This window comes from Thermosynechococcus sp. B3, assembly GCF_030323045.1.
Lineage (GTDB): Bacteria > Cyanobacteriota > Cyanobacteriia > Thermosynechococcales > Thermosynechococcaceae > Thermosynechococcus.
On record NZ_CP097584.1, the window covers coordinates 882,501 to 906,792 of the forward strand.

Sequence of the window (24,292 nt, forward strand, 5' to 3'; positions counted from 1 at the left end):
TAAAAGAGTGCGTAATAGCTCACTGGTCAAGCGTTCCTGCGCCGAAAATGAACGGGACTAAGTGATGTACCGAAGCCGTGGACTTACTACGTAAGTGGTAGGGGAGCGTTCTGCATTAGTTTGAAGCACTAGCGTAAGCAGGTGTGGACGAGGCAGAAGTGAGAATGTCGGCTTGAGTAGCGAAAACATTGGTGAGAATCCAATGCCCCGAAACCCCAAGGGTTCCTTCGGAAGGCTCGTCCGCGAAGGGTTAGTCGGGACCTAAGGCGAGGCCGAAAGGCGTAGTCGATGGACAACTGGTCAATATTCCAGTACTCATCTTGGTTTGTGCAGAGGGACGGAGAAGGCTAGATCAGCCGGATGTTGGTTACCGGTTCAACTGTCCGAGGTGTTGAGGAGCGGTGAAAACGCTCTGAGCTGAGGCAGGAGTACGACCCACTACGGTGGGGAAGTGATTGATGTCATGCTTCCAAGAAAAGCTCTAAGCACGTTAAGCCAAGATACCCGTACCCGAAACCGACACAGGTGGGGGGGTAGAGTATACCAAGGGGCGCGAGATAACTCTCTCTAAGGAACTCGGCAAAATGGCCCCGTAACTTCGGGAGAAGGGGTGCCACCGAGAGGTGGTCGCAGTGAAGAGGCCCAGGCGACTGTTTACCAAAAACACAGGTCTCCGCTAAGTCGTAAGACGATGTATGGGGGCTGACGCCTGCCCAGTGCCGGAAGGTTAAGGAAGCTGGTCAGCGCAAGCGAAGCTGGCGACCGAAGCCCCGGTGAACGGCGGCCGTAACTATGACCCAGTTGTAGTTACGTAAATAAATCTGGCTATATGCTGGAACATCCGGTGTATCTGCTGCTACTCGCTCCTAAGATAAAAGAGCAGTGACAATGCATGCAGTGCGGACAATCAGCAGGAAAGGTGCCAATGACTGCCAATATCAAGCAAGTGCCTCCACAGATAGGTTACTACCTAGCAGGTTTTGCTGATGGCGAAGGAAGCTTCAATGTTTCTTTTCGCCCGCGTCCTGACTACTTTGTGCCTTGGAAGGTTACTGCTAGCTTCAATGTTTCCCAAAAAGACCGTGTCATCCTTGCTTTGTACAAAAAGCATTTGGGTTGTGGAACACTTCGTGAGCGCCCTGATGGGGTATGGTACTACGAAGTTACCAATCTGAATGCTATAGCTGAAAAGGTCATACCTTTTTTTAATCGGTTTGGCTTTCTTTCAGCTAAGAAAAAGCGGGACTTTTCCAAATTTAAGCAAATTGTAGCTCTGATGCTGCAAGGTGCTCACCTAACGGAGGACGGTATCAAAAAAATTCTCAAGATCCGTCAATTAATGAATGACGGTGGGAAACGGCGATACACGGACGATCAAATCTTGGCAACCATTGGCAAATCCTCAGAGACTATATGCCAGACACCGCAAATTGAAGGTGATGATATAGTCCGATCTTCATGGCGACATGAAGGATCAGAGTAAATTTAGGTGATGCTCTGGTCGCACTCAACAATTATGTACAGCATACTTGAGAGTTGAGTGAAACATAAATGAACGGTCCTAAGGTTAACGAACGCTAGCCTTAGTAAAACTGAACCATATGCGGGGAAATCCTCTGACAGCTTTTCACTACTCGTTCAGCGAGGCACTTAACTCGAAAGAGTTTGAAAACTTAAGGTGCTGCGGTGCTGTTCAGTCAAAATGTGAAAGACATGGGGATAATCCGCAGGAAAGACCTAGAAGTTTCTAGGAATCCTCAGAGACTTGATGTTCAGGTGCGACGCATGAATTTAGATGCCCAGTGGATTGTTGGTTTCGTTGATGGCGAGGGATGCTTTCATGTGAGGGTCAATCCTCACTCCGAGATGGCAACAGGTTTTCAGGTGCTTCCTGAGTTTACTGTTGTTCAACATCGACGAGACGTAAAAATTCTCTATGCACTCAAGGCTTATTTCGATTGTGGCGTGGTTCGTGTGAATCATGGCGATCGCATGGCCTATCGAGTCCGAAGCATAGAGCATCTAGCTGACCGTATTTGTCCCTTTTTTCTTAAGCATCCTCTGAAAACAAGTAAGAACATTGACTTCTTGAAGTTCAGAGATGCAGTTCTGCTGTGTCAAGCAGGTGTCCATTTGACAAATGATGGTCTAGAAAAAATCCAAAAACTGGCGTCTCAAATAAATCGTAGTCGCACAAGGTAAAGTCCAGCTCTATCGGAAACGGTAGAGAACAACTGAGCGAAATTCCTTGTCGGGTAAGTTCCGACCCGCACGAAAGGCGTAACGATCTGGGCGCTGTCTCGGAGAGAGGCTCGGCGAAATAGAAGTGTCTGTGAAGATGCGGACTACCTGCACCCGGACAGAAAGACCCTATGAAGCTTTACTGTAGCCTGGAATTGGGTTCGGGCTTTGCTTGCGCAGGATAGGTGGGAGACGTTGAAGTATCCCTTGCGGGGGATATGGAGTCGCCAGTGAGATACCACTCTGGCAAGGCTAGAATTCTAACCTTCTGCTGTTAGCCAGCGAAGGAACAGTTTCAGGTGGGCAGTTTGACTGGGGCGGTCGCCTCCTAAATGGTAACGGAGGCGCGCAAAGGTTCCCTCAGGCTGGTCGGAAATCAGCCGTAGAGTGCAAAGGCATAAGGGAGCTTGACTGCAAGACCTACAAGTCGAGCAGAGACGAAAGTCGGCCTTAGTGATCCGACGGTTCCGCGTGGAAGGGCCGTCGCTCAACGGATAAAAGTTACTCTAGGGATAACAGGCTGATCTCCCCCAAGAGTTCACATCGACGGGGAGGTTTGGCACCTCGATGTCGGCTCATCGCAACCTGGGGCGGTAGTACGTCCCAAGGGTTGGGCTGTTCGCCCATTAAAGCGGTACGTGAGCTGGGTTCAGAACGTAAATCATTGCGTCACTTCACAGTAATGTGAAGCAGCAAACCGACTAAAATCGGTAGAATCTTAATCAGTGACGAACGGCTGATTAAGACAATACCGAGGGTAAGCAAGAGTCTCGTGACAGACGATTTAACGCTGAGTTACATTGCTGGTTTCTTGGATGGTGATGGCTGTATCAACCTTCAACTAGTGCGACGTAAGGATTACATCCTTGGTTATCAAATTCGCGCTAGCATCACTTTCTTTCAGTCTTCTTCGCATCGTTCCTTCTTGGAGTGGTTAAAGTCCATTTTCCAAGCAGGGTTTGTGAGAGACCGAAAGGGTGGCTTAAGTGAGTATGCAATTGTTGATGCGCCATCTGTCTTAGAAGTACTGCTAACTCTTCGCAGCTACCTTAAACTCAAGAAGCCACAGTGTGATTTAGCAATTACTGTTCTACAGGAAGTTGTTCAATCAAGGCGATTAACGCCAGAACAATTCCTAAAACTTGCTCAGCAGGTGGATCAATTCGGTGAACTGAATGCTTCTAAAAAGCGTTCGATTCGCTCTGAGCAGGTGGAGCAGTTTTTGAGATCACGACAACTCTTGATCCCGTAGAGACTGAAGCCTAGGCTTGAGTTAGCCATCAAGCGTAAGCTGAGATGCTCTGAGGTTGTCAGAGACATCAAATGTCGGCTCCTGATTCGTTAGTGGCGAGAGTCAGGATGAAGATATAGTCCATGCTCGTAGTGATACGAGAACAACATGCGTGAGACAGTTCGGTCCATATCCGGTGCAGGCGTAGGAGCATTGAGAGGAGTCCTCCTTAGTACGAGAGGACCGGGAGGAACGCACCTCTGGTGTACCTGTTATCGTGCCAACGGTAGACGCAGGGTAGCCATGTGCGGAGTGGATAACCGCTGAAAGCATCTAAGTGGGAAGCCCACCTCAAGATGAGTGCTCCCATGGCGTAAGCCAGTAAGGTCACGGGTAGACCACCCGTTAATAGGCTCCCGATCGAAGTCCAGTAATGGATGAAGTCTAGGAGTACTAATAGACCGAGGGCTTGACCTCATCAATCAACCGGTGTCTGAGTTAAGCAACTGTACTGACAATCGCTATTTAGTTGAAAGGGTATTTCCGCTGAATTTATCTAGCAGTTCTCTAGTCTAGGTTCTCAATTCAAAATTAATGCTTTGCCTAGTGCCTATGGCGCGGTGGAACCACGCTGATCCATCCCGAACTCAGAGGTGAAACGCCGCAGCGGTGAAGATAGTTGGAGGGTCGCCTCCTGCAAAAATAGCTCGGTGCTAGGCAAAATATTCAAACCACCCCATCTAGGTTGCCTAGGTGGGGTCTTGATTTTTAAGAAATGTTTAAGGGATGATCGGTTTTGGATAGAGGAGTGACATTGATGGGTAGTTCGGTCTATATTGCATCAAATATCGCTCTCCTCAAAAGGTTTTTAGGGTCATGCCTCAATTCATGCGTTTGATGGGTCTTCGGCACTGGATGCGGGTGGGTTCCTCGGTGGTGGCAGCGGTGCTGGCGGCGGCGTTACCAGGCTATGGACGAATGCAGGATAGCCCCAAGATGTTGGTGGATGAGGTGTGGCAAATTGTGCAGCAGGAATATGTGGATGAGTCGTTTAATCAAGTGGATTGGCTGGCGGTACGGCGGCAACTTTTGGCGCAGCGCTACACGTCGCGGCAGCAGGCCTATGCAGCTATTCGGGGAATGTTGCAGCAGTTGAATGACCCCTATACGCGCTTCATGACTCCAGAGGAGTTTACGGCTTTGCGCACGCAAACGTCGGGGGAAGTTTCGGGGATTGGTATTCGCTTGACGGTGGATGAAAAGACACAACAGTTGACGATTTTGGAGCCGCTGGAAAATTCACCTGCAACTAAGGCGGGAATTCGGGCGGGCGATCGCCTGCTGGCCATTGATGGTCACTCTACTCGGCGGATGTCGATTGAGGAGGCATCGCGGCGGATTCGGGGGCGGGTGGGGACTCCCATTGAACTTCAGTTGTTTCGCCCTAATCGCGGTACCTTTCGCCTGACGCTGACACGGGCATTGATTGAACTCCCTGCGGTGCGATCGCTAGTGAAGGAGGAAGGCGGTGCCCGCATTGGCTATATCTATCTGAGTGAATTTACTGCCCATGCAGCGGATCAGTTGCGCGCGGCGATTCGCAAGCTAGAGGCGGAGAAGGTGGAGGGGTTTGTTTTGGATTTGCGAGGGAATCCAGGAGGACTATTGCAGGCAGGAATTGATATTGCCCGCATGTGGTTGAATCAAGGTTTGATTGTGCGTACGGTCGATCGCAGTGGCCACAGTGAGCAGGCACGGGCGAATCAATCGGCATTGACGAATTTGCCCCTCGTGGTTTTGGTGGATCACCGCTCTGCTAGCAGTAGTGAAATTCTCACAGGGGCATTGCAGGATAACGGTCGTGCGATTGTGGTGGGCACGCCAACCTACGGTAAGGCCTTGGTACAATCCATTCATCAATTGAGTGATGGTTCAGGATTGTCGGTGACGGTTGCTCATTACTACACGCCCAATGGCACGGATATTAACCGCACAGGGATTACGCCGAATGTAATGGTGACGCTGCCGCAGGAGGTGAGTACCAATCCCCGTTTGTGGACGACAGCAGCCGATCGCCTGTACCAAGCAGGAGTGGCTCAATTGCGCCAAGCCATTTATCGCAGTCAAGCGCCTAAGCCCATGAATACGGCTCAAACAGGGGAGCAGGAGCAGTTTCGCCAACCCCTTGGTGTCCCTTGTCCGGTGCAGTGATGGTTGTTTCAGAGATTGATCAGGAATACCCCGCTGAGATTCAATTGGCCTTCCATGCCCTTGGGGAGCCGTTGCGGTTGAAGGTGATTGAGATTCTGCATCGGGAGGAGCTGTGTGTCTGTGATCTGTGCGATCGCCTGCACCTGACCCCCTCAAAACTCTCGTTTCATCTGCAGGCACTGCGGCGAGCCAATCTCGTGCTGTCGCGTCAAGAAGGGCGGTGGGTCTATTACCGCCTCAATCGTCCCCAATTTGAAGTCCTAATGGCCTATTTGCAGCAGTTTACGGTGGGGGAAACGGTGCTGGCTCGCATCTGTTCTTAAAAATCAACGCCGCGCTTGAGATCAACGCCTTTCTCAGCATAGTGCTTGTGGCAGATCATCTCCGAGTGGACGCTGGCCAGTTCAAAGTAGGCGGGGGGATATTTGCAGCGACCGGTAATAATGATTTCCGTGGTGCGGGGCTTGCGCAGGAGCGTTTGCACAATCGGTTCGACGGGGAGAAGCTCGAGGTCAACGGTGGGGTTGAGTTCATCGAGAATAATGGTCTTGTAAAGGCCAGAGGCAATGGCAGCTCGAGCAATTTCCCAGCCGCGTTCGGCTTCGATGTAGTCAATTTCCTGCTGCTGACCGCGCCAGACAATGGCATCCCGACCACAGCGGTGATGATCCACTAAATGGGGATAGCTCTCTTTGAGGGCAGCGATCGCCGCATCTTCGGTATAGCCCTGCCCCCCCTTGAGCCACTGCAGAATGAGCACACGGTGGGATTGATCGCGGCTAATTCCTTTGCCGATCGCCTGCAGGGCTTTACCGAGGGCACTGGTGGACTTGCCTTTGCCGTCACCCGTATAGATTTCAATACCTTCAATGCCCTGTTCTTGAGCCGTAGGATGCACAAGGGGACGCATCTCGGAGTGGAGGTCAGCAATTTGCAGGAGCTGGGCAGGAGCCCCCCGGCCAGTGGCAATAATTTCTAGGTGTTCGGGCTTGTGGCGGAGGGTGTTGACAACTTCATCAACGGGCAAAAGGCCTAAATCTAGGACGGGGTTGAGTTCATCTAAAACAATGACGGAATAGAGACCAGAGGCGATCGCCCCCTTGGCAATATCCCAGCCCCGCTGTGCCTCTTGGCGATCGAACTTGGTAATTTGCTCGGCAGTAAAGTATTCAGCGCGGCCAGTGCGCACTTGGTCAATGAGGTGGGGAAACCCGCGCTGCAGCGCTTCAATGGCGGCATCTTCGGCATAGGCACGGCCAGGTCCTTTGAGAAAGCGCAACAGGAGTACCCGAGTGGGCCAAGCAGAGGCAATACCCAGACCAATGGAGCGCAGAACAACCCCGAGGGCAGCTTGGGATTTGCCCTTACCAGCACCGTCATAGACGTGGAGTTGACCGCTCACCCGTCCGGGGCGAATCTGAGCGGTTTGAATGCCAATACCTGCACGGGTCATAGAGGTGTGAATCAAAGAACCTAGAGGGATTGTATCAAGGGCGGGGTGGGGTTTTGAGAACAACGGCTTCAACCGTTAGATCTGTGGTAGTGGTGGCGGTAATCGCCCAACGCAGGGGCTGACCATGGGCTTGCAGCGCCTGTTCGATAGCCTCATGGAAAGGCGAGGAAAGGCTGTGTCGGGGTAGGGTCAGACGGATAAATTCCGTTTGCATAGGTTTTGCTTGATGGGTTAAACACCAATGACAACGACGGTGACATTGTCGCGGCCGCCGTGGGTTTTGGCAGCATTCACGAGGGCAGCCGCCGCTTTTTCGACATTGGGTTCACTGAGGTAGATACTGATCACCTCGTCGGTGAGTTCTTCAGTTAAGCCGTCACTGCACAGCAGCAGGCGATCGCCCGGCTCTAGATCAATGGGTTGAATATCAATTTGGGTGAGGTCTTCACGGCCTAGGCACTGGGAGAGGACATGGCGCCATGGATGCTGCCGCGCCTGCTCAATGGTCAAGCTTCCCAGTTGTACGGCTTGGGCAATCCAAGTGTGATCGCTGGTAATTTGCTGGAGTTGGTCTTTGCGCCAGCGGTAGATGCGGGAGTCGCCCACATGGGCACACCAAGCGCGATCGCCCTTTTCATCAACGAGAACCACCACAGCCGTTGTCCCCATATCAGCACGGGCAGTATTTTGGCGTTGCTGCTCAACAATGGCATGATTGGCAGCGAGAAAGGCTTGGCGGAGTAGGGTCACAGGGTCATGCTGAAGGTCCTCAAGGTGGGTTTCCAAGAATGCCTGAATATGTTCGACAGCTAAACGACTGGCTTCCTCGCCCCCAGCGTGCCCACCCATGCCATCGGCCACAATAAAAAAACGCTGATGCTTTTCGTCAATATAAAAAGCATCCTGATTGCTTTTGCGAATCAGACCACAATCAGTTAAGCCGGCAACGTCCATGACCCCCCTATGTTGGGTTGCTTGTTAAAACATTTTTTCATACTTATCGAGTTTAAGCATGAGTCGCCAATAGAGGATACCAAACCATACCGCTAATGCGGCTGCCACACCCGCCAAGAGGAGATACTGGTTCACGAGTAAAATTGTCGCCACTAAGGAAAAACTGCCAATAAGGACGACATAATTTAGTCCTAAGTTAATGTTACTCAGGCGCCGCAGAATGCGATCGCTCTCACTGGAACGGACACGCAAGCGCAGATCACCATTTTCCAGTTTATCGAGCACCTCTTCAAGGCGACGGGGCAAGCCAATGGCACTGCTGCCCACTTGAGCCGCTTGACGACTCAGTTCAGAGAAAAGACTGCCATTACTGGGATCGGGGAAGTTTCCGTTGGTCATAAGTTCAGTCGCAAATGGTTGGGCAACTTGCATGAAGTTAAAGTCTTTGTCGAGTCCCTTACCTACCCCCTCTAGGGTGGAAAATGCCCGCATCACAAAGGTAAATGTGGCGGGAAAGCGGAAGGGTTGGTCATAGGCAATTTCGTAGAGGTCATCGCTAATTTGAGCCACCGATTGGGCTTCAAAGGACTGGTTCATGAAATTGTCGAGGAGATACTGAATCGAGCGACGTACCGGCCCTAGATCGCCTGTGGGAACCAACGCTCCTAGCTCTACAAGGCACTGTACCACCTGTTCGGCATCCCGTTGGGCAATGCTTAAAAATGTTTTCAGCAATTTATCGCGGGTCACAGGTTGAATGCGCCCCATCATGCCAAAGTCGTAGAAAATCAGTTGGCCGTTGGGGCTGACGGCAATGTTGCCCGGATGGGGGTCAGCGTGGAAGAAGCCATCGTTGAGAACTTGATAGAGGTAGGCCTTGGCACCGAGTTCAGCAAGGCGTTTGCGGTCTAGACCCGCCGCTTCAAGGGCTTCGTAGTGGCTAATTTTAATCCCCGGTAGGTACTCAAGGGTGAGCACACGCCGTGAGGTATACCGCCAATAGACGCGTGGAACACAGGCCCAGTCGCGATCGCGAAAGTTGCGGCGGAAGGTGTCGGCATTGCGTCCCTCATTGAGGTAGTCAATTTCTTCGTAGAGAATGCGACAACACTCATCGTAGATGCCCATCCAGTCGCGCCCTTGCCCCCATTTGGGGTGGTTTTGAAAGTATTGGGCAATGCCTTTGAGAATCGCCAGATCAATGTCAAACAACTGCCGCAGGCCGGGGCGTTGAACCTTGACCACCACTTCTTCGCCTGAGAGGAGTTGTGCTTTGTGGACTTGACCCAGACTGGCGGCGGCCATGGGGATCGGGTCAAAACTGCGAAACAGTTCAGGGATATGGCGGCCAAAGTCTTCGTAGATGATTTTTTCGACTAGCTCGTAACTAAAGGCGGGGACGCGGTCTTGAAGTTTACTCAGTTCTTCGACGTATTCGCTGGGGAAGAGATCGGCACGGGTAGAAAAGAGTTGCCCCAGTTTAATGAAGGTGGGGCCCAGCTCAAGGAAGGTTTCACGAATCCAGATCGCTTGGGCACGGCGTCGCGCCGCACGCTTAGCATCGGTCATACCGCCCCAGTAGCTCCAAGATTTGGTGAGGAGCCAACGGCCAAAGAGAAATCGCCAGACAAAAAACCAAATATCAAAGAAGCGCCGCGTTTTTGAGTAGCGCTCGCGATTCCAACGATAGGATTTGCCGGTGGGCGTCAAACTGGCCGAAACTGGTGTGGACACACGCTCTTCCCTAGTGGGTGATCTCAACAAATTGTAACGAATCCCTAACGATACCAAAGAATAATAGGCTACAGGGCATAGCGATCGCGCCCCATGCCGAGGGCAAAACGCAGGGAATCGGGCAGGCTTTTGCTACTAGCGGTTAAAAAGAAGGTTAGCCCCAAGAGGCTAAAGACCGCCGCCATGCGAAAGATCAGGCGATAACCCAAAGGATCAATCAGCCCCCCCAGCAGTGGCCCTGACAAGGCCATCCCCAGATCAAATCCCCCTAAACTGAGGCTGAGAACCCGTCCCCGCTCATCGGTGGTGGAGCGATCGGCCATCAGGGCAGCGACCATGGGAATCAGGACACCGCCGGCAAGACCTTCAAGAATCGCCGCCCAGAGGATATCCAAGGGGGTTTGGGCTTGGGCGAGGAGCACCATTGAGACCCCATAGCAGGCAAGGCTGGCGGAGATGAAAATGCCCCTTCCCCAGCGATCGGAGGCAGAACCCGTGGCCACACGACCGATAAAGCTGGCGATCGCCGCCACGGAGTAAAACAGCCCTGCCGAAATGTTGAGCCGCTCAGCCGCAATAAACAGGGGAATAAAGGTGGCGATCGTGCCAAAGGTCAGCCCTACACTCAGCATCACCAAGCTGGGAATCCGCAGCCGTTCTGAAAGCAAGAGCCGCCAAAAGAGGGCTTTCTCTGGGCGAGACCCTCCAGAGTCCTGTGGGATATTCACCGCCCGCACGCCTGCGGCAGCCATGAACCCAAGGGCAGCTAAGCTACTGGCAACCATGAAGACCGAGCTATGACTGTAGTTCATTTGCAGCCAACTACCGAGACTCGGTCCGAGGGCAACCCCAATGGGATGGACAAGGCTGGTGTAGCCAATGATTTCACCGCGATGCTCAGGTGGGGCAATATCTGTCACCAGTGCCATGTAGCCGGTGGTAAAGCCAGCGATGCTCACGCCATGGAGAAGGCGCACCGCAACAAGGAGGGGTAGGTCGTGGCTGACGATATAAAACAGGGGAGCGATCGCGGCCACAGCGAGGCCAATCAGCAATGTAATTTTGCGTCCCCGGCGATCGGCCAGAGGCCCTAACCACGAGCGGGAACCAATCAGCCCCACAGCAAAGGCACCCATGACAAACCCCACCTGATGGGGCGTGCCCCCCTTCTCAGCAATGTAGAGGGGTAATGTGGGTAACATTGCGGCAATGCTGGACCAAAACAACAGACCAGCCAGTACGAGCCTGAGTAGCGTTTGGCGCACGGATGGGGGTAGCTTCAACAGGACAACCACAAATCCCCCTTGTTAACAAAACGTTACATTCCTTATCTATGATAGCTTTTTGCTGGCCGCTGGCTATGCACCTGAATTCTGTCCACTGCTGCTGGCTCAAGAATGCCTGCGATCCTGCTCCGACAGATCCCCAAAAGCCTCCCTAAGGTTGATTCTCTCGTAGAATCCCTCGGAGTCGCTCTGGGAGAGGATTTGAGTATTTTCGATGACCTTGTAGAAAATAATTTGCCCCCCTTCAAAAGGGATCCCTCGGAACAGGGGGTTGCAATCCGCTCCGGGAGAGGCTATGTCGAAGATGCTATTGCTTCTCTTCGGGGAAGCAGAATGAATGGAAATGAATGGAAACTCTTTGGTGATTAGTTAAAGAGGTAATTCTCCCTGATCAATTTCTTCGGGAGTTTCGGTTTTCGGAGTTCCATTCATTTGACTTTTGCGTAGCCCCACGGCAATTTTGCTGTGCTTTTCAATTTGGCGCATCACTTCACGGGCTCGCTGAATCACTACAGGAGGAAGGCCCGCAAGGCGTCCCGCTTCAATGCCGTAGGAGCGATCGGCACCACCGGGCTTGACTTGGTGGAGAAAAATAATCTCGTCGGGGAGTTCTTTGACCACCACTTGGTAGTTGGCCACATTGGGCAGCAGCGTTGCCAGTTGATTGAGTTCGTGGTAATGGGTGGCAAAAATGGTGCGGGATTTGAGGGTGGTGGCAAGATATTCTGCCACTGACCAAGCGATCGCCAGCCCATCAAAGGTGGCCGTGCCGCGCCCAATTTCATCAAGGAGGACAAGGGAGCGATCGCCCGCATGGTTGAGGATATTGGCCGTTTCATTCATCTCCACCATAAAGGTAGATTGACCCGTGGCGAGATCGTCAACGGCACCCACCCGCGTAAAAATGCGATCGCACACTCCCAAGGTGGCACTGGTGGCGGGCACATAACTGCCCATTTGCGCCAGCAGTTGAATCAAACCCACCTGCCGTAGATAACAACTTTTGCCACTGGCATTGGGGCCTGTCAGCACCATCAGATCAGCGCTTGTACCGAGTTCCGTATCGTTGGGAACGAAAAACCCCGCTGGTAGCATCTGCTCGACCACCGGATGGCGCCCGCCGCGAATCTGAAGCTGGCGATCGCGGGTCATGTGCGGTCGGCAATAGTCCTGATACAGCGCCACCTCTGCTAACCCCAAAAGCACATCTACCGCTGCCACCGCTGCCGCAATCTCACGAATCGTTGAGGCCTGAGCGGCCACCTGCTCCCGCAACTGCACAAAATACTGGTACTCCAGTTCAAAAAGATGGCTTTGAGCCGCCAATAGCCGTGCTTCCCGTTCCTTGAGTTCCGCCGTGATAAAGCGTTCCTCATTTGTTAGGGTTTGTTTGCGGATGTAGTCATCGGGGACTTGGTTCAGCTTGGCGCGGGAGACACTCAGATAGTAGCCAAAGACTTTTGTATAGCCCACTTTGAGGGTGGTAATGCCCGTGCGCTCCCGTTCTTGGGCTTCTAAATTAAGAATCCACTGCTGATCTTGCTCAATTTGCTGGCGTTGCTGATCTAGTTCGGGGTAGGCACCCGACCGCAGGAGACCCCCTTCGGTGAGACTAATGGGGGGCTGATCCACAAGGGCTGCGCTGAGGGTATCCGCCAACTGCTCAATCACCGGTGGCAGGTGGGCAAGGGCTTGGAGATAGGGGGATTGGGTTGCCGTCACAACCGCCGCAAGGGAAACTAACGTCCGAAAGGAGTCCCGCAGTGCCGCTAAATCACGGGCATTGGCCGTCCCAGAACCCGCCCGACCCGCTAGGCGTTCGAGGTCATAAATTTCCTGAAGGTGGCGGTGCAGACTCTGACGTAGGCTACTATTGGCCATTAATTCAGCAATGGCCTCTTGGCGCGCCGTGATCTGCTCAATATCAAGGAGGGGTTGCAGGAGCCAGCGGCGCAATAGACGCCCCCCCATTGCCGTCGTTGTGCGATCGATCGCCCACAGTAACGAACCTTGGAAGCTACCATCGCGGACGGTTTGCGTCAGTTCCAGATTGCGGCGGGTTTGCGGGTCGAGAAAGAGATACTGGGCGAGGGAGTAGGTGCTGAGGTTTTGCAGGGGCACTGGTTGTTGGCGATGGGTTTCATCCAAATAGGCCAAGAGGCCACCGGCCGCCCGCATGGCAAGGGGCAGATGTTCACAGCCAAAGCCTTCGAGGGATTTGACCTGAAAGCGTTGACACAGGCGTTGGCGAGCTTCCGCTGCCTGAAAATCTTGGGGCGATCGCAGGGTGTAGCACCACTGGGGAGGCAATTCAGGGGGCAATTGATCCTTGGCTTCACCCGGGCGCAAAACGCGATTAATGTCCGGAGCCTGACTAGGCAGGAGAATTTCTGCGGGTTGCAAGCGGTTGAGTTCAGCAATTAACTCGGCGCGATCGCTCCCTTGGGTGGTACAAAACTCGCCCGTCGAAACATCGGCATAGGCCAATCCCCAATGGCTCCCAGAAAGCAGAACAGCAGCAAGGAAATTATTGCGGCGCGGTTGGAGCAGTTCTGTGTCCAACACCGTTCCTGGCGTAAACACTCGGGTCACTTCCCGCTTCACCAGTCCTTGAGCTTGGGCGGGGTCTTCCACTTGATCGCAGATGGCAATGGCGTAGCCCTTTTCAATGAGGGTGCGGCAATAGCGTTCAAGGGCATGGTGGGGAATGCCAGCCATGGCCACTCGTCCCACTTCTTTGCCCCCCTCTTTGCCGGTGAGCACCAGTTCCAGCTCGCGGGCAACGGTGCAGGCGTCTTGAAAAAAGGTTTCGTAGAAGTCCCCCACCCGATAGAGGAGGAGGGCCTGGGGGTAGGCATCCTTAATTTCAGCATAGTGCTGAAGCATCGGCGTCAAGAGCGATCGCTCCACCTCATCGTGGCGCACCTGTAGGCCAGGGTTGCGTCCTAAGCGCAGGGCAGGGGACTCAGTCTCAGAATGGGGCAGCGGGCGATCGTCGGACATGGCAACGTCACAGCTTCCTGTGGTGTGCTCCAAGGGGACCTTATATTATAGTTTTCTCTATTGTGGAGTAGAGCACCTAATACTCATCCCCCGTGGTCTCCATAAAGAGCCACTCCGCCAGTCCCGGACTATGTTCCCCAAGGATGGAAATGGCCTCTTGAAAGCGGCTGCGTTGAACATTGGCCTTGCTGATGCGCTCTGGATACGTGGTCATCAGGAGGTAGGGTTGGCTTTCCCTTGATTGCACAAAGGTTTCCACACCAGTAACAAGGGGATGCATCTCAAAAAAATGATGGAGTGCCATGGCTTGCTCAAGGGTTTTGGCTTCAACAAAGCCGAGATGACGGGTTAGGATGTCCCAAATGGCATCATCATCGCATCGGAAACTCACCTCAACGAAATAGCGCATCCCCACCTCACAGGCACCTGCGGCTATCTTAACCGCTTTTATTGATTTCATTGTCATGCTGTTGGGAGGGTTCCCTCGAATGGGAGAGGAGGCAGCAACTTTCAATCCTTGTGCGTTATGGCAAGGGTTTTGCTGGTGCCTTTGTTAGCTCGATGGGGTCAAACAAGGGTCAAGCAGGATTGCCTACTGGTCAATGACCCGCAGAATCACTAGCGTCATATCATCGCTGCGCCGGCCACTGGCATTGGTAAAGGCATCAACGGCATCAAAAATATAATCCAATAGTGCCTGAGCACCCAAACCCTTGGCACAGCCCTCTTTGAAGACTGCTGCGAGGCGCTCTTCCTCAAAGCGTTTACCTTTCGGATTATCGGCTTCTGTGATGCCATCCGTGTAGTAAACCACCGTGTCGCCGGGTTGCAGTCGCACTTCTGCCTCTTGATATTGGCTGCGGGTATCCAGACCAATGAGCATACCGTAGGTGTCCAGCCGATGGATAATCCCGGTTTCAGCTCGCCATAATAGGGGAGGAAGATGAGCCGCATTACTGTAGGCCAAGAGCCGCGTTTGCGGGTTGTACTCAGAGTAAAAGAGGGTGACAAAGCGGTGGGAGCTTTCTAAATCCGGCTGCATCGCCCGGTTGAGGTGCTGCAAAATGCGGCTAGGACGGTGACCATTGAGTGCTTCTGCCCGCAGCATGCCTCGGGTCATGGTCATGATCAATCCGGCCGGTACCCCCTTACCCATCACATCGCCAATGGCAATGCCCCAACGACCCTGTTCAATGTCTTGTTGATCGCCGAGGCCATAGGTAATGGGAATAAAGTCATAGTAGTCCCCCCCCACCCAACTGGCGGTGCGACACTCGGCGGCTAGCTCGAGGCCGTGGATTTTGGGACAGCGGTGGGGCAAGAGTCGCCGTTGAATTTCTGCCCCAATTTCCAGTTCCCGATCCAAACGCTGGCGATCGCGCAACTTTAAGGCCAATTCATCATTGGCAATGGCCACTGCCGTTTGATCCGCAATTACCTGCAACAGTTGCTGCCGCGTTTCATTCCACTCGTACTCAGGTTGCTGACTAAAAACGTAGAGCCGCCCCCGCTCCGTGAGTCCCGAATCCTTGACGAGAATCGCCGTGCCGTAGAACTGAATGCTTTGGGGGAGGCGTTCTCGCAGTTGCTGATCCAGAAGTTGCTCAAGCCGAGGCCGGCTGATCTCGCGATTATTCTCCGCATCGATTGCCGCCATACCAACGCTATTGGCAAGGGTGCGGGTGGCCGTTTCTAGGGCGGCGCGAATATTGGGACACTGATCGCTGGCGTGACAATGGAGTTGTTCAAGACGAGCCTGACCATCGGCGCGAAATAAGACTAGAGCTGCTGCCTCTGCCTCTGTGACCCGACAGGTAATGAGGGGGATCAGTTCAAAAAATTGATTCAGGTTGTTGAAACTCCGCAGCGCAAAGCTTAGGGAGGCCAATAGCTCCTGAATTTTACTGTTTTCCCGCTGTAACCGCGACACCATTTCCTTAAGGGCGATCACAGGGCTAGAGGAGGTCATAGAGGAGGAGGGGAAGGCAGGTGACATGGTAAGTTACGCCAGCAAAAGCGTCAATTGACTCTACAGCGTAGCGCAAAAAACGTCAAGATGAAAGGATTTAAGATTTTTTATGGAACTTTTAGAGCAGGCCGCCGGTCACCATGCCGTTGCGATGGCTGAGGGTCATCAGCGTCCCACCAAGGGCGATCGCCCCCGCCAAACCGATGAGTACCGGCTGTAGCCCCCACCAAGTCTCCGCTAAACCAACCACCGCCAAGGGCACACTGAGGGCAATATTCACGAGATTATTTTGTAGCCCAAAAATCGTCCCCCGCTGTTCGGCTGGGGTCATTAGTTGAATTAAGGTTTGCATCGGAATCGCCACAAAGGCGGCAAAGAAGCCCAAACCAATGATGTAGCCCATGCTCCAAGCCAAAGAATCCAAACTCAGGGACAGACCAAGAAACATGCCCCCCATGCCCCAACAGCCCACTAAACCCGACCAGCCGTAGGCAAAGTGCTTGCCCACCGTATTCAAGAGCAGTGCCCCTAGCCCGAGTCCGCCGGCCGCAGCCGCCAAAAGAAACCCAAATTGATCCGTATCGAGGCTGGGTAAGACCTCCGCAAGGCGCACTACCAAAACCGACATCGCCGCGACAATGGCAAACAGCAGGATGAGTTGCAGCAGGGCAAAACGCAATGCTGTATATTCCTGCAAAAGCTGAAGGCCTTGGCGGAGTTCTTGCCACACTTGACGATAGTGGGTTGGCGGCAGATGACACTGATCCGGTGGCCGCAGCAGCATGAGTAGGAGTGCTGCCCCCCCATAGCAGGCACTGACAAAGACAGCCCCACCCCACTGGGAGTGCCAGTGGCTCGCAAGATTCAAAAGCGGTTCACCCGCAGCGAACCCCACCACGAGAGCAGCCATCATCGTCAGGGTATAGAGGGAGTTGGCGGACATCAGATGGGACTTATCCACCAGCAGCGGAATGGCCGCCTGTTCTGCGGGGGCAAAAAACTGGGTTAAACAGGAAATCGTAAACGTGATCAGCAACAGCGCCATAAACCCAAACCATTGCCCGGCGCCAGGGAGAATCGTGATCGGAATCCCTAAGACAAGGAGGGCACGGTAGAGATTGGTGACAATGAGCACCTGTTTTTTTGACCAGCGATCCACCAGCACCCCCGCCACCGATCCGAGGAGAATGGCCGGAATCGTAAAGGCCACCATGATGGCCGACACCCAGCCACTAATACTCTGGTGTGCCGCTTGGAAAAACTCTGTAGTGAGGGCAATTACAAATACAAGGTAAATTTTGTCAGCCAACTGTGAGCAGACCTGCGCCAACCAAAGAGCAATAAAATTGCGGTTTTGCCAGAGGGGAGGCACCGGTGGTAGGGGGAGATCTATGCGAATGTCTTGCTGCTCAATGGTCATGGCTGGGACACCGCAACAGGTGAAAAACAACTATCAAGGAGGGGGGGCACCCGCAACGTTTGCTCCAGATGAAATTGCAGGTACTGGCGCAACACCCGCTCAAGGGACAGCCAAACACTAAGGGGATAGGTCTCGGCTTGGGCAAGGAATTCATCCCGTGCCAAGGATGGGGTGGTGGGCAGTGCTAGCCATTGCCCGAGGCGCACTTCACTTGCTGTCAGTTGGCGATCGCCCTCTGAAGACACCGCCGCAAGAGAGTTGTTGGGACGCGCCTCAGTAAGGGTAAAAACGCCTCCCCTAGCAAAACTAAAGCCCACCCGCCAGTCGGTATCCGCCGCAGGAACAGCAATCTGGCAGCCACTTTCATGGCACTGGTACCATTCCGGGGCAATGCCCCCCAATCGCAAGATGCCCCACAGGCCGCGCACCAATAGCGCTAGGGCAGCGCGACTCGAAACCCCCTGAAGCTGGTCTAAGGTGGTACAGAGCCAATCAAAGAGATCCGGTTGAGGCTGCTGCGGATGGACTTGGTAGAGCACCACCTCACCGAGATATTGGGCAGCGGTCAGAGTGGTCAAGTGGCTGTTGAGGCCTTGGTAGGTGGCGACTGTTTCTGCTTGGAGAATGCGATCTAAATTGCGGCCAGGACTAATAAAGAGGTCATTGACGACAAACAAATCCACCCGTCCGCCCAGTTTCGAGCGGGAGCCACGGCTATGGGGGGCGACTAACTTCAACAGCCCGCGATCGCGACTAAAGACACTGAGCAGGCGATCGCTTTCCCCCAGGGGCATGGCCTTGAGGTTAATGCCAATTGTGCGGTAGGTGCGACCCATCCGAAGTATCCAGACAATAGCAGCACATTTTTAGCCTATCTTTTAGGCTATCGCGGCCAGTCCCCTATCCACTAATCAACTTGTCGCGGGCAAACCATTCCACCCCATGCTGGTTAATCTCTTCCCGCAGAGTTGCATTCTCGATGCTGTGATAGACGAGGAGATCCACCCGTTGGGCAATGGGCAGTTCAGCGATCGCCTCGGCAAGGGCAGCTTGATCACTAAGGGTGAGGTTCTCGCCAAAGAGGACAATATCAATATCCGAAGTTGTTCTGAAGGTACCGATCGCCCGTGAGCCAAAGAGGACGATTCGTTCTACCTTGGGATTGGCCGTTAGAGTGTCAACGATGGCTTTGCGTTTTTCTGGGGTGAGTCCGTCCGTCATTGTTGATATTTTTCCTGCAAGCAGTTGTACAGTTTCCGAAAAACAGGAGTCAACCTGTGTTTGATCAGTCGTTCCGCCTCTTTTGTCGTTTGCTCTTCGTAGGTATGGCTCAAGAGATTTCGCTTTGCCAAGGCATCTAGCAGTGTCTCCGTGTCTTCCTCCGTGAGATAGCCCGTCTCAAAGGCCTTGCGAATAGCTTCTCTGGGAGTTTTCACATCCAGCCCCTCATAAAAAAGAAGGTCTTTCAATGTTTTCCACGCTAGTTCAAGGGTGAACTCAAACATTTGCACCAGACCGGCTCGCTCTAGTTCCGAATACTCCTCCTGAGCACAGGCGGTTTCTAGGCGGATTAGGGCGCGACCAAAGTTCTGCAACCGCTGTTGCCAACGCATCGCATCTCTATTCGTCATGTTTTATGAACCGTTGTTTCTCCGATTATCGCCAACGAAAGGCGGGGTCTAGCTCATAGCCGAACCGCGTCGCATCTACGGCTGTTAAGTCAATATCCCCAAGGCCATATTCCTGCCAGCGTTCTGTGACTCGCCGTGCCACCTCAGGATCCGATGTGAGGGGATCGCCCCAAGGATGGTCTGTTTCTGGGGGAATTTTCGTGGTGGCATCAATGCCCATGCGTCCCCCAAGGCCGATTTTTTCGCTGGCAAAGTCAAGGGAGTCAAAGGGGGTATCTCCCAAAATAAAGACATCGCGGCTGGGATCCACCTTGGAGCTGATCGCCCACACCACCTGACGCGGATCACGAATATTGATCTCTTTGTCCACAACAATCACAAACTTGGTGTAGGTAAATTGGGGTAGGGCACTCCAAAAGGCGAGGGCAGCGCGGCGTGCTTGGCCAGGATAGGCTTTGTCAATGGAAATAATCGCCGCCTTATAACTGAGGGCTTCCATGGGCAAAAAGAAGTCCACAATCTCCGGTACCTGCTGCCGCAAAATGGGTGTGTAAATGCGGTTGAGGGCAAGGGCAATCATGGCCTCTTCCTTGGGGGGGCGACCGCTAAATGTTGTCAGGTAAATGGGATTGCGGCGATGGGTCAGGCAGTGGAAATGAATGACGGGGGAGTCTTCAACGCCACCGTAGTAGCCCATGTGATCGCCACAGGGGCCATCGGGCAAAACTTCACCGGGGGTAATGGTGCCCTCAAGGACAAATTCCGCGTGGGCAGGCACCTCGAGATCAAGGGTTTTGCACTTGGCCAAATGAATGCCGCCCCCACCATAGAGACCCGCAAAGAGCCATTCGGATAAATCCACGGGAATTGGCGTTGCCGCCGCCATGATGATTAGAGGATGCACCCCCAATGCCACAGCCACTTCTAGCTTCTTGCCACGGGCGGCAGCTTTGCGGAGATGGCGTGCTCCTCCCCGCACTGAAAGCCAATGCACGGTCATGGTGGTTGGGGATTGCAGTTGCAAGCGGTAAACCCCGACATTGGGAATGCCCGTCTCACAGTCTTTGGTAATGACGAGGCCAAGGGTGATAATTTTGCCTGCATCCTTGGGGTAGGGGCGAATCAGGGGCAGTTGCCGTAGATCCAAATCGGGGTCTTTGATCACCACCTGCTGACAGAGGGGTAACAAATCGCGACTCGGCTTGGCACGGACGACATCAAAGAGAATTTTGCCGAAATCAAGGGCTTGACTCAGGGTTTTGGGCGGCTTCGGCTGTTGTAGCTTAGCCAACTTTTCCCCGAGGGTCTCTAGCTCTAAGGGGTGGTTCATGTTCATGGCCCAGCACACGCGCTCGACGGTGCCCAAGAGGTTAATTGCCACGGGATAGGGAGAGCCAATGACCTTTTCAAACAGTAACGCTGGCCCGCCGGCAGCCAACAGGCGGTTACAGATTTCCGCCATCTCCAGATCGGGATCAACGGGTACGGTGATGCGTCGCAGTTGTTGCCGCTGTTCTAAAAGCTGGAGATATTGCCGCAGGTCGTTCGTCATCGGGGATCAAAATCGCTTAATCTCTTTTATGTTAAGAATCTTTAGCCAATCGTGCAGGAATGTCATGGCGGTTCATCCCACGGCAGTGATTGAGGCGGGTGCCCACATTGGGGAAGAAGTGGAGATTGGTCCTTTTTGCTATGTGGCGGCCACGGTGGAGATTGGACGCGGTACGCAGTTGGCTCCCCATGTCACCCTGTTGGGATATACCCGTCTTGGCGAGAACTGTAGAGTTCACAGTGGGGCAGTCATTGGCGATCTCCCCCAAGATGTGGCTTATCAGGGGGGGATTAGCTATGTCCACATTGGCGATCGCTGTACGTTGCGCGAGGGCGTGACCATTCATCGGGGAACCCAACCAGAAACCGTCACCCATGTCGGGCATGATTGTCTGCTGATGGCCCACAGTCATCTAGGTCACAATGTCTATGTGGGAAACCATGTGACGATCGCCAATAATACTTTGATTGCCGGGTATGCCCATGTGGGCGATCGCGCCTTTATCAGCGGGAACTGCCTTGTGCATCAATTTACCCGTATTGGTCGCTTGGCCATGCTCTCCGGCGGCACTGCCATTCAAAAAGATGTGCCCCCCTTTTGTATGACCCGTAGTCTGAGTACCAATACGATCATGGGCTTAAATGTGGTGGGTTTGCGACGTGCTGGCTTTTCAGCGCAAGAGCGCCAACTGCTTAAAAAAGCGCTGGATATCCTCTACCGCTCCCAATTCACCACCTCCCAAGCGGTACAGCACCTGCGGGAACAGTTTATCCATCCCCTCATTCAAGAGTTTTGCGATTTTATTAGTGCCTCAGAACGAGGGATTTGCCACTTTGTCCGCCGGGGGGAAGGGGGTGATCTCTCCTGAGGAGGATCAACTTTTCGAGTACGATCGCCCAACAGACGCTTGCTCCTATTCCCCATGCCTGAAGTGCTGTTATTATCCCTGATGAGCGGTAGCCTCGGTGTCTCAGCACTGCTTTACTATCAGTGGTGGGGCTGGCGGGAGCAACTCAGCCAACAACGCGATGAAGAAGAGGAACAGTTGACCACCTACCCCTCCAAAGAAGAACAGCGTCAAGTATCCCCCAAGCTGGGAGGTTGGGAATTCAAAATCCTGCGATCGCGCCGCAACCAATTTCATGATCCCGATGTCCTGCGCAAAGTCTGCCAAGAGGAAGCCCAAGGGGGTTGGATTTTATTTGAGAAGCTCGACGATCGCCGATTGCGCTTTAAGCGACCCATGGCCCTGCGGGAAAAAATCAAGCCCAGTGCCAACTACGATCCCTACCGCAGCTACTATGGGTCTCGGTTTGAATGGGAATCTTTGTTGTCCGTGATACTCTTGATGATGATGGCAACCTTACCTGCATATTTGGGCTATCGCTTGGTTATTCTCAGTCAACGCTTAGCCCCACTGCCAACCACTACTCCATCTGCTCCATTGCGTCCCTAAGGTGCCTATGTCCTCCCTCAGTTTGCTTAGTGTGGGCACAACCCTCCAAGGGGGAAAATATCGCCTCGATGCCCTTTTGAGTCAGGGGGGCTTTGGTGTCACCTATCGCGCAACCCACACCCTGCTCCATCAGCCAGTGGTGCTCAAAACATTGAACTTGCAGCAGGAACCCCCGAAGCGGATTCATGATCTGGGGGAGCGCTTTATCCAAGAAGCGCAGCGCCTTGCCCAGTTTAATCATCCCCACATTGTGCGCGTCAGTGATTGCTTTATTGAGGGGGGGCGTCCCTTCATTGTCATGGACTATATCCCCGGACGCACCCTTGCCCAAGTGATTCAGGAGGAAGGCCCCCTACCGGAAAAAACGGCTCTCCACTATATTCGCCAAGTGGCTAGCGCCCTTGAATTAGTGCATGAGCATGGGCTGCTGCACCGCGATGTCAAGCCCGATAACATCATGCTGCGGGACGGCACAGATCAAGTGGTGCTGATTGACTTTGGCATTGCCCGTGAATACACTGCTGGGGTGACGGAAACAAATACGGGACTGCTCTCAGCAGGTTATGCGCCGGTGGAGCAGTATTTACCCCGCCACCAATGGACGCCGGCAACGGATGTCTATGCCCTAGCAGCAACGCTCTATGCCCTTTTGGCGGGACGCCCTCCTGTGGCCTCGGTCTTGCGCGATCGCGTGCCTCTCGAGGATTTACGCCAGTTTCAGCCCAATCTTAGTCAGCACACCATTGATGCCATTGAAGCAGGAATGGCTTTGGATGTCCGCGAACGTCCCCAAACGGTGCGGGCGTGGCTGCAACTGCTCATGGGACAGCCCGTGGCGCGTCAAACCACAGCAACAGTAGCGGTGATGCCGCAGTACCGATCCACTATCTTGGCAAATACTCAACCGGAGGGGACAGCCGTCGTTGCTCCCCTCAAACAACGCAATTTTTCGCCGTGGCTATGGCTATTGGGAACGGCAATCTTTGGCAGCTTAGCAGGCATTGGCCTAGGGCTATTTTTGCGCAACCAACCCGTGGACACAGTCACCCCTCGCCCCCCGCGTCCTCAGGAACAGGAATTTCCACCCACCCTGCCGACCATTGTGCCACCTGTAGAGGTGAGGCCCACTCCCACCCCGACACCGACGCCAGAGCCGGAACCCACCCCTACGGAACCGACGCCCACCCCAGAGCCAACGGAAACGCCTACCCCTAGCCCGAGTCCTGAGGAAGCATCCCCAGAACCAACGCCGACTCCTCCTCCATCCCTCTCTCCAAAACCCCCAAAGTCCCCAAAGCCCCCAAAGAACGCAGAGCCTCCCGTCGCCCCCCCCACCACCGTTGAACCATCTCCACCAACACCTACGCCCTCACCGCCACCGACAGAGGCAATGCCCGAGGTGTCACCCCCGCCAACCAGTAACACTGAACCGGCCACCCCTTAGAGATTGGCTAGTTCTGAAGTGCTCGCAAAAAGGCACCCAAGCGACTAAAGATTCCCTGACCACGGGGTTTGCCTTGGGGCGTCAGGGCACGCTCAATGTCTTCACTACTGGGGCGTTGCTCAAATTCTGCTAGGCAGGTGGGGGCGGTTTTGCCGTATTGCCAAATTTGCCACGGTTGCGGATAACAGCGCCAGAGAATGATGGTTTCTGCGAGGGGACGAAGGTAGTAGCAGGGTTCAAGGGTGTTGAGAAATCGCTCCCGCAGCCGCCGACCGGCGTAGCCAATACCAACGACGGCCACATCCTGAAGCCTTGGGTTCAAAAGGATAAAAGGGCGATCGCCAGCCGTTTCACACATCTGCTCAATGGCATTGACTTCTACAGGGGTTGGGGCAACGATGACAATGGCGCGATCGCTCGCTGCAATGGGTGTCAGTAGTTCATTCACGCCCCGCACACTATAGGCGGTTTCTCCCCATTCGCGACGGGCTAGGGCGGCAGATCCGGCATCGGCAAAAAAGACCTTGAGATCACGACCTAGTTCCTCAAACAAAGGGAGGTAGCCAGCGGCAAAGGCCATCGCATTGAGATCGGGCAACAGGATCTCGATTTGCAGCCGATTTTTCCCCTCTTGAAGCGCAGCTTGGGTGGCCTGTTGGGCTTGGCTAAGGGCAGTCTCCAGACTATCGGGGGGCAGGATCGACATG

The 24,292-nt window shown here is 53.8% G+C and carries 19 protein-coding genes and 2 rRNA genes (1 of these 21 running past the window's edge); 7 read left to right on the top strand and 14 right to left on the bottom strand.

Features of this window, described 5'->3' with window-relative positions; genetic code table 11:
• From M0646_RS04515 to M0646_RS04530, 4 genes are all read left to right on the top strand, one after another.
• Positions 1-3,949, top strand: a 23S ribosomal RNA gene (locus tag M0646_RS04515); it begins 1,095 nt to the left of the window's first position.
• 125 nt (positions 3,950-4,074) lie between these two features.
• Positions 4,075-4,191, top strand: a 5S ribosomal RNA gene (gene rrf / locus M0646_RS04520).
• Between the two features lie 169 nt (positions 4,192-4,360).
• Complete coding sequence (locus M0646_RS04525) at positions 4,361-5,683, top strand: S41 family peptidase (RefSeq protein ID WP_399363193.1); 1,323 nt, start codon at positions 4,361-4,363, stop codon at positions 5,681-5,683.
• Positions 5,683-6,006, top strand: a complete 324-nt coding sequence (locus M0646_RS04530; RefSeq protein ID WP_149818561.1) for a helix-turn-helix transcriptional regulator — start codon at positions 5,683-5,685, stop codon at positions 6,004-6,006. The genes M0646_RS04525 and M0646_RS04530 overlap by 1 nt, the downstream gene beginning before the upstream one ends.
• On the opposite strand, the gene M0646_RS04535 is transcribed toward M0646_RS04530, so the two are convergent.
• The 13 genes from M0646_RS04535 to M0646_RS04595 all read right to left on the bottom strand — a co-directional run bounded on the left by M0646_RS04535 (position 6,003) and on the right by M0646_RS04595 (position 20,685).
• A complete protein-coding gene (locus tag M0646_RS04535) occupies positions 6,003-7,136 on the bottom strand; it encodes a cob(I)yrinic acid a,c-diamide adenosyltransferase (RefSeq protein ID WP_286626789.1) in 1,134 nt (377 codons plus the stop codon). The genes M0646_RS04530 and M0646_RS04535 overlap by 4 nt on opposite strands.
• A gap of 34 nt (positions 7,137-7,170) precedes the next feature.
• Positions 7,171-7,350, bottom strand: a complete 180-nt coding sequence (locus tag M0646_RS04540) for a hypothetical protein (protein ID WP_149818565.1) — start codon at positions 7,348-7,350, stop codon at positions 7,171-7,173.
• A gap of 17 nt (positions 7,351-7,367) precedes the next feature.
• On the bottom strand, positions 7,368-8,090 hold the full coding sequence (locus M0646_RS04545) for a Stp1/IreP family PP2C-type Ser/Thr phosphatase (protein WP_149818567.1): 723 nt from the start codon (positions 8,088-8,090) through the stop codon (positions 7,368-7,370).
• Positions 8,091-8,114: 24 nt separating this feature from the next.
• Positions 8,115-9,824, bottom strand: a complete 1,710-nt coding sequence (locus M0646_RS04550) for an AarF/ABC1/UbiB kinase family protein (RefSeq protein WP_286626792.1) — start codon at positions 9,822-9,824, stop codon at positions 8,115-8,117.
• A 68-nt stretch (positions 9,825-9,892) separates the two neighbouring features.
• Entirely contained in the window at positions 9,893-11,050 is a 1,158-nt protein-coding gene (locus M0646_RS04555) for an MFS transporter (protein WP_286649909.1), read from the bottom strand.
• A gap of 429 nt (positions 11,051-11,479) precedes the next feature.
• Positions 11,480-14,113: a DNA mismatch repair protein MutS gene (gene mutS, locus M0646_RS04560; protein ID WP_286626796.1), complete on the bottom strand. Its 2,634-nt coding sequence runs from the start codon at positions 14,111-14,113 to the stop codon at positions 11,480-11,482.
• 76 nt (positions 14,114-14,189) lie between these two features.
• Positions 14,190-14,579 (bottom strand): hypothetical protein, encoded by a 390-nt coding sequence (locus M0646_RS04565; RefSeq protein ID WP_190278224.1) that lies wholly within the window; start codon positions 14,577-14,579, stop codon positions 14,190-14,192.
• Between the two features lie 126 nt (positions 14,580-14,705).
• Positions 14,706-16,082, bottom strand: coding sequence for a PP2C family protein-serine/threonine phosphatase (locus M0646_RS04570; protein ID WP_286626797.1), 1,377 nt, complete (start codon positions 16,080-16,082; stop codon positions 14,706-14,708).
• A gap of 118 nt (positions 16,083-16,200) precedes the next feature.
• Positions 16,201-17,502 (bottom strand): MFS transporter, encoded by a 1,302-nt coding sequence (locus tag M0646_RS04575; RefSeq protein WP_286626799.1) that lies wholly within the window; start codon positions 17,500-17,502, stop codon positions 16,201-16,203.
• The gene (recO, locus tag M0646_RS04580; RefSeq protein WP_286626800.1) at positions 17,499-18,338 is read right to left on the bottom strand and encodes a DNA repair protein RecO; all 840 of its coding nucleotides are present in this window, start codon (positions 18,336-18,338) and stop codon (positions 17,499-17,501) included. Before recO ends, M0646_RS04575 begins: the two co-directional genes overlap by 4 nt.
• A gap of 64 nt (positions 18,339-18,402) precedes the next feature.
• The gene (locus M0646_RS04585) at positions 18,403-18,723 is read right to left on the bottom strand and encodes a nucleotidyltransferase family protein (RefSeq protein ID WP_286626801.1); all 321 of its coding nucleotides are present in this window, start codon (positions 18,721-18,723) and stop codon (positions 18,403-18,405) included.
• A complete protein-coding gene (locus tag M0646_RS04590; protein ID WP_190278225.1) occupies positions 18,720-19,133 on the bottom strand; it encodes an HI0074 family nucleotidyltransferase substrate-binding subunit in 414 nt (137 codons plus the stop codon). Before M0646_RS04590 ends, M0646_RS04585 begins: the two co-directional genes overlap by 4 nt.
• Before the next feature lie 25 nt (positions 19,134-19,158).
• On the bottom strand, positions 19,159-20,685 hold the full coding sequence (locus M0646_RS04595; protein ID WP_149818584.1) for a UbiD family decarboxylase: 1,527 nt from the start codon (positions 20,683-20,685) through the stop codon (positions 19,159-19,161).
• Between the two features lie 64 nt (positions 20,686-20,749).
• Between M0646_RS04595 and lpxA the strand changes: the two genes are divergently transcribed.
• From lpxA to M0646_RS04610, 3 genes are read left to right on the top strand one after another with little or no spacing between them, the layout of a single operon-like run.
• Positions 20,750-21,553, top strand: a complete 804-nt coding sequence (gene lpxA, locus M0646_RS04600) for an acyl-ACP--UDP-N-acetylglucosamine O-acyltransferase (RefSeq protein WP_190278226.1) — start codon at positions 20,750-20,752, stop codon at positions 21,551-21,553.
• 54 nt (positions 21,554-21,607) lie between these two features.
• Positions 21,608-22,141 carry a hypothetical protein gene (locus M0646_RS04605; RefSeq protein WP_286626804.1) on the top strand — a complete coding sequence of 178 codons (534 nt, stop codon included), beginning with the start codon at positions 21,608-21,610 and terminating at the stop codon, positions 22,139-22,141.
• Positions 22,142-22,148: 7 nt separating this feature from the next.
• Positions 22,149-23,585, top strand: coding sequence for a serine/threonine-protein kinase (locus tag M0646_RS04610; RefSeq protein ID WP_286649910.1), 1,437 nt, complete (start codon positions 22,149-22,151; stop codon positions 23,583-23,585).
• A 7-nt stretch (positions 23,586-23,592) separates the two neighbouring features.
• On the opposite strand, the gene M0646_RS04615 is transcribed toward M0646_RS04610, so the two are convergent.
• On the bottom strand, positions 23,593-24,291 hold the full coding sequence (locus tag M0646_RS04615; protein ID WP_286626807.1) for a DUF1995 family protein: 699 nt from the start codon (positions 24,289-24,291) through the stop codon (positions 23,593-23,595).
• Between the last annotated feature and the right edge of the window lies 1 nt (position 24,292).

Excerpts from the sequence above, each read along its gene's own strand:
- M0646_RS04590 (WP_190278225.1), bottom strand. The coding sequence starts at position 19,133 with ATGACGAATAGAGATGCGATGCGTTGGCAACAGCGGTTGCAGAACTTT.
- M0646_RS04605 (WP_286626804.1), top strand. The coding sequence starts at position 21,608 with ATGCCTGAAGTGCTGTTATTATCCCTGATGAGCGGTAGCCTCGGTGTC.
- mutS (WP_286626796.1), bottom strand. The coding sequence starts at position 14,113 with ATGTCCGACGATCGCCCGCTGCCCCATTCTGAGACTGAGTCCCCTGCC.
- M0646_RS04595 (WP_149818584.1), bottom strand. The coding sequence starts at position 20,685 with ATGACGAACGACCTGCGGCAATATCTCCAGCTTTTAGAACAGCGGCAA.
- recO (WP_286626800.1), bottom strand. The coding sequence starts at position 18,338 with ATGGGTCGCACCTACCGCACAATTGGCATTAACCTCAAGGCCATGCCC.
- M0646_RS04545 (WP_149818567.1), bottom strand. The coding sequence starts at position 8,090 with ATGGACGTTGCCGGCTTAACTGATTGTGGTCTGATTCGCAAAAGCAAT.
- M0646_RS04530 (WP_149818561.1), top strand. The coding sequence starts at position 5,683 with ATGGTTGTTTCAGAGATTGATCAGGAATACCCCGCTGAGATTCAATTG.
- M0646_RS04540 (WP_149818565.1), bottom strand. The coding sequence starts at position 7,350 with ATGCAAACGGAATTTATCCGTCTGACCCTACCCCGACACAGCCTTTCC.
- M0646_RS04615 (WP_286626807.1), bottom strand. The coding sequence starts at position 24,291 with ATGTCGATCCTGCCCCCCGATAGTCTGGAGACTGCCCTTAGCCAAGCC.
- M0646_RS04565 (WP_190278224.1), bottom strand. The coding sequence starts at position 14,579 with ATGACAATGAAATCAATAAAAGCGGTTAAGATAGCCGCAGGTGCCTGT.
- M0646_RS04535 (WP_286626789.1), bottom strand. The coding sequence starts at position 7,136 with ATGACCCGTGCAGGTATTGGCATTCAAACCGCTCAGATTCGCCCCGGA.
- M0646_RS04570 (WP_286626797.1), bottom strand. The coding sequence starts at position 16,082 with ATGACCTCCTCTAGCCCTGTGATCGCCCTTAAGGAAATGGTGTCGCGG.
- M0646_RS04585 (WP_286626801.1), bottom strand. The coding sequence starts at position 18,723 with ATGACGGACGGACTCACCCCAGAAAAACGCAAAGCCATCGTTGACACT.
- M0646_RS04575 (WP_286626799.1), bottom strand. The coding sequence starts at position 17,502 with ATGACCATTGAGCAGCAAGACATTCGCATAGATCTCCCCCTACCACCG.
- lpxA (WP_190278226.1), top strand. The coding sequence starts at position 20,750 with ATGGCGGTTCATCCCACGGCAGTGATTGAGGCGGGTGCCCACATTGGG.
- M0646_RS04610 (WP_286649910.1), top strand. The coding sequence starts at position 22,149 with ATGTCCTCCCTCAGTTTGCTTAGTGTGGGCACAACCCTCCAAGGGGGA.
- M0646_RS04525 (WP_399363193.1), top strand. The coding sequence starts at position 4,361 with ATGCGTTTGATGGGTCTTCGGCACTGGATGCGGGTGGGTTCCTCGGTG.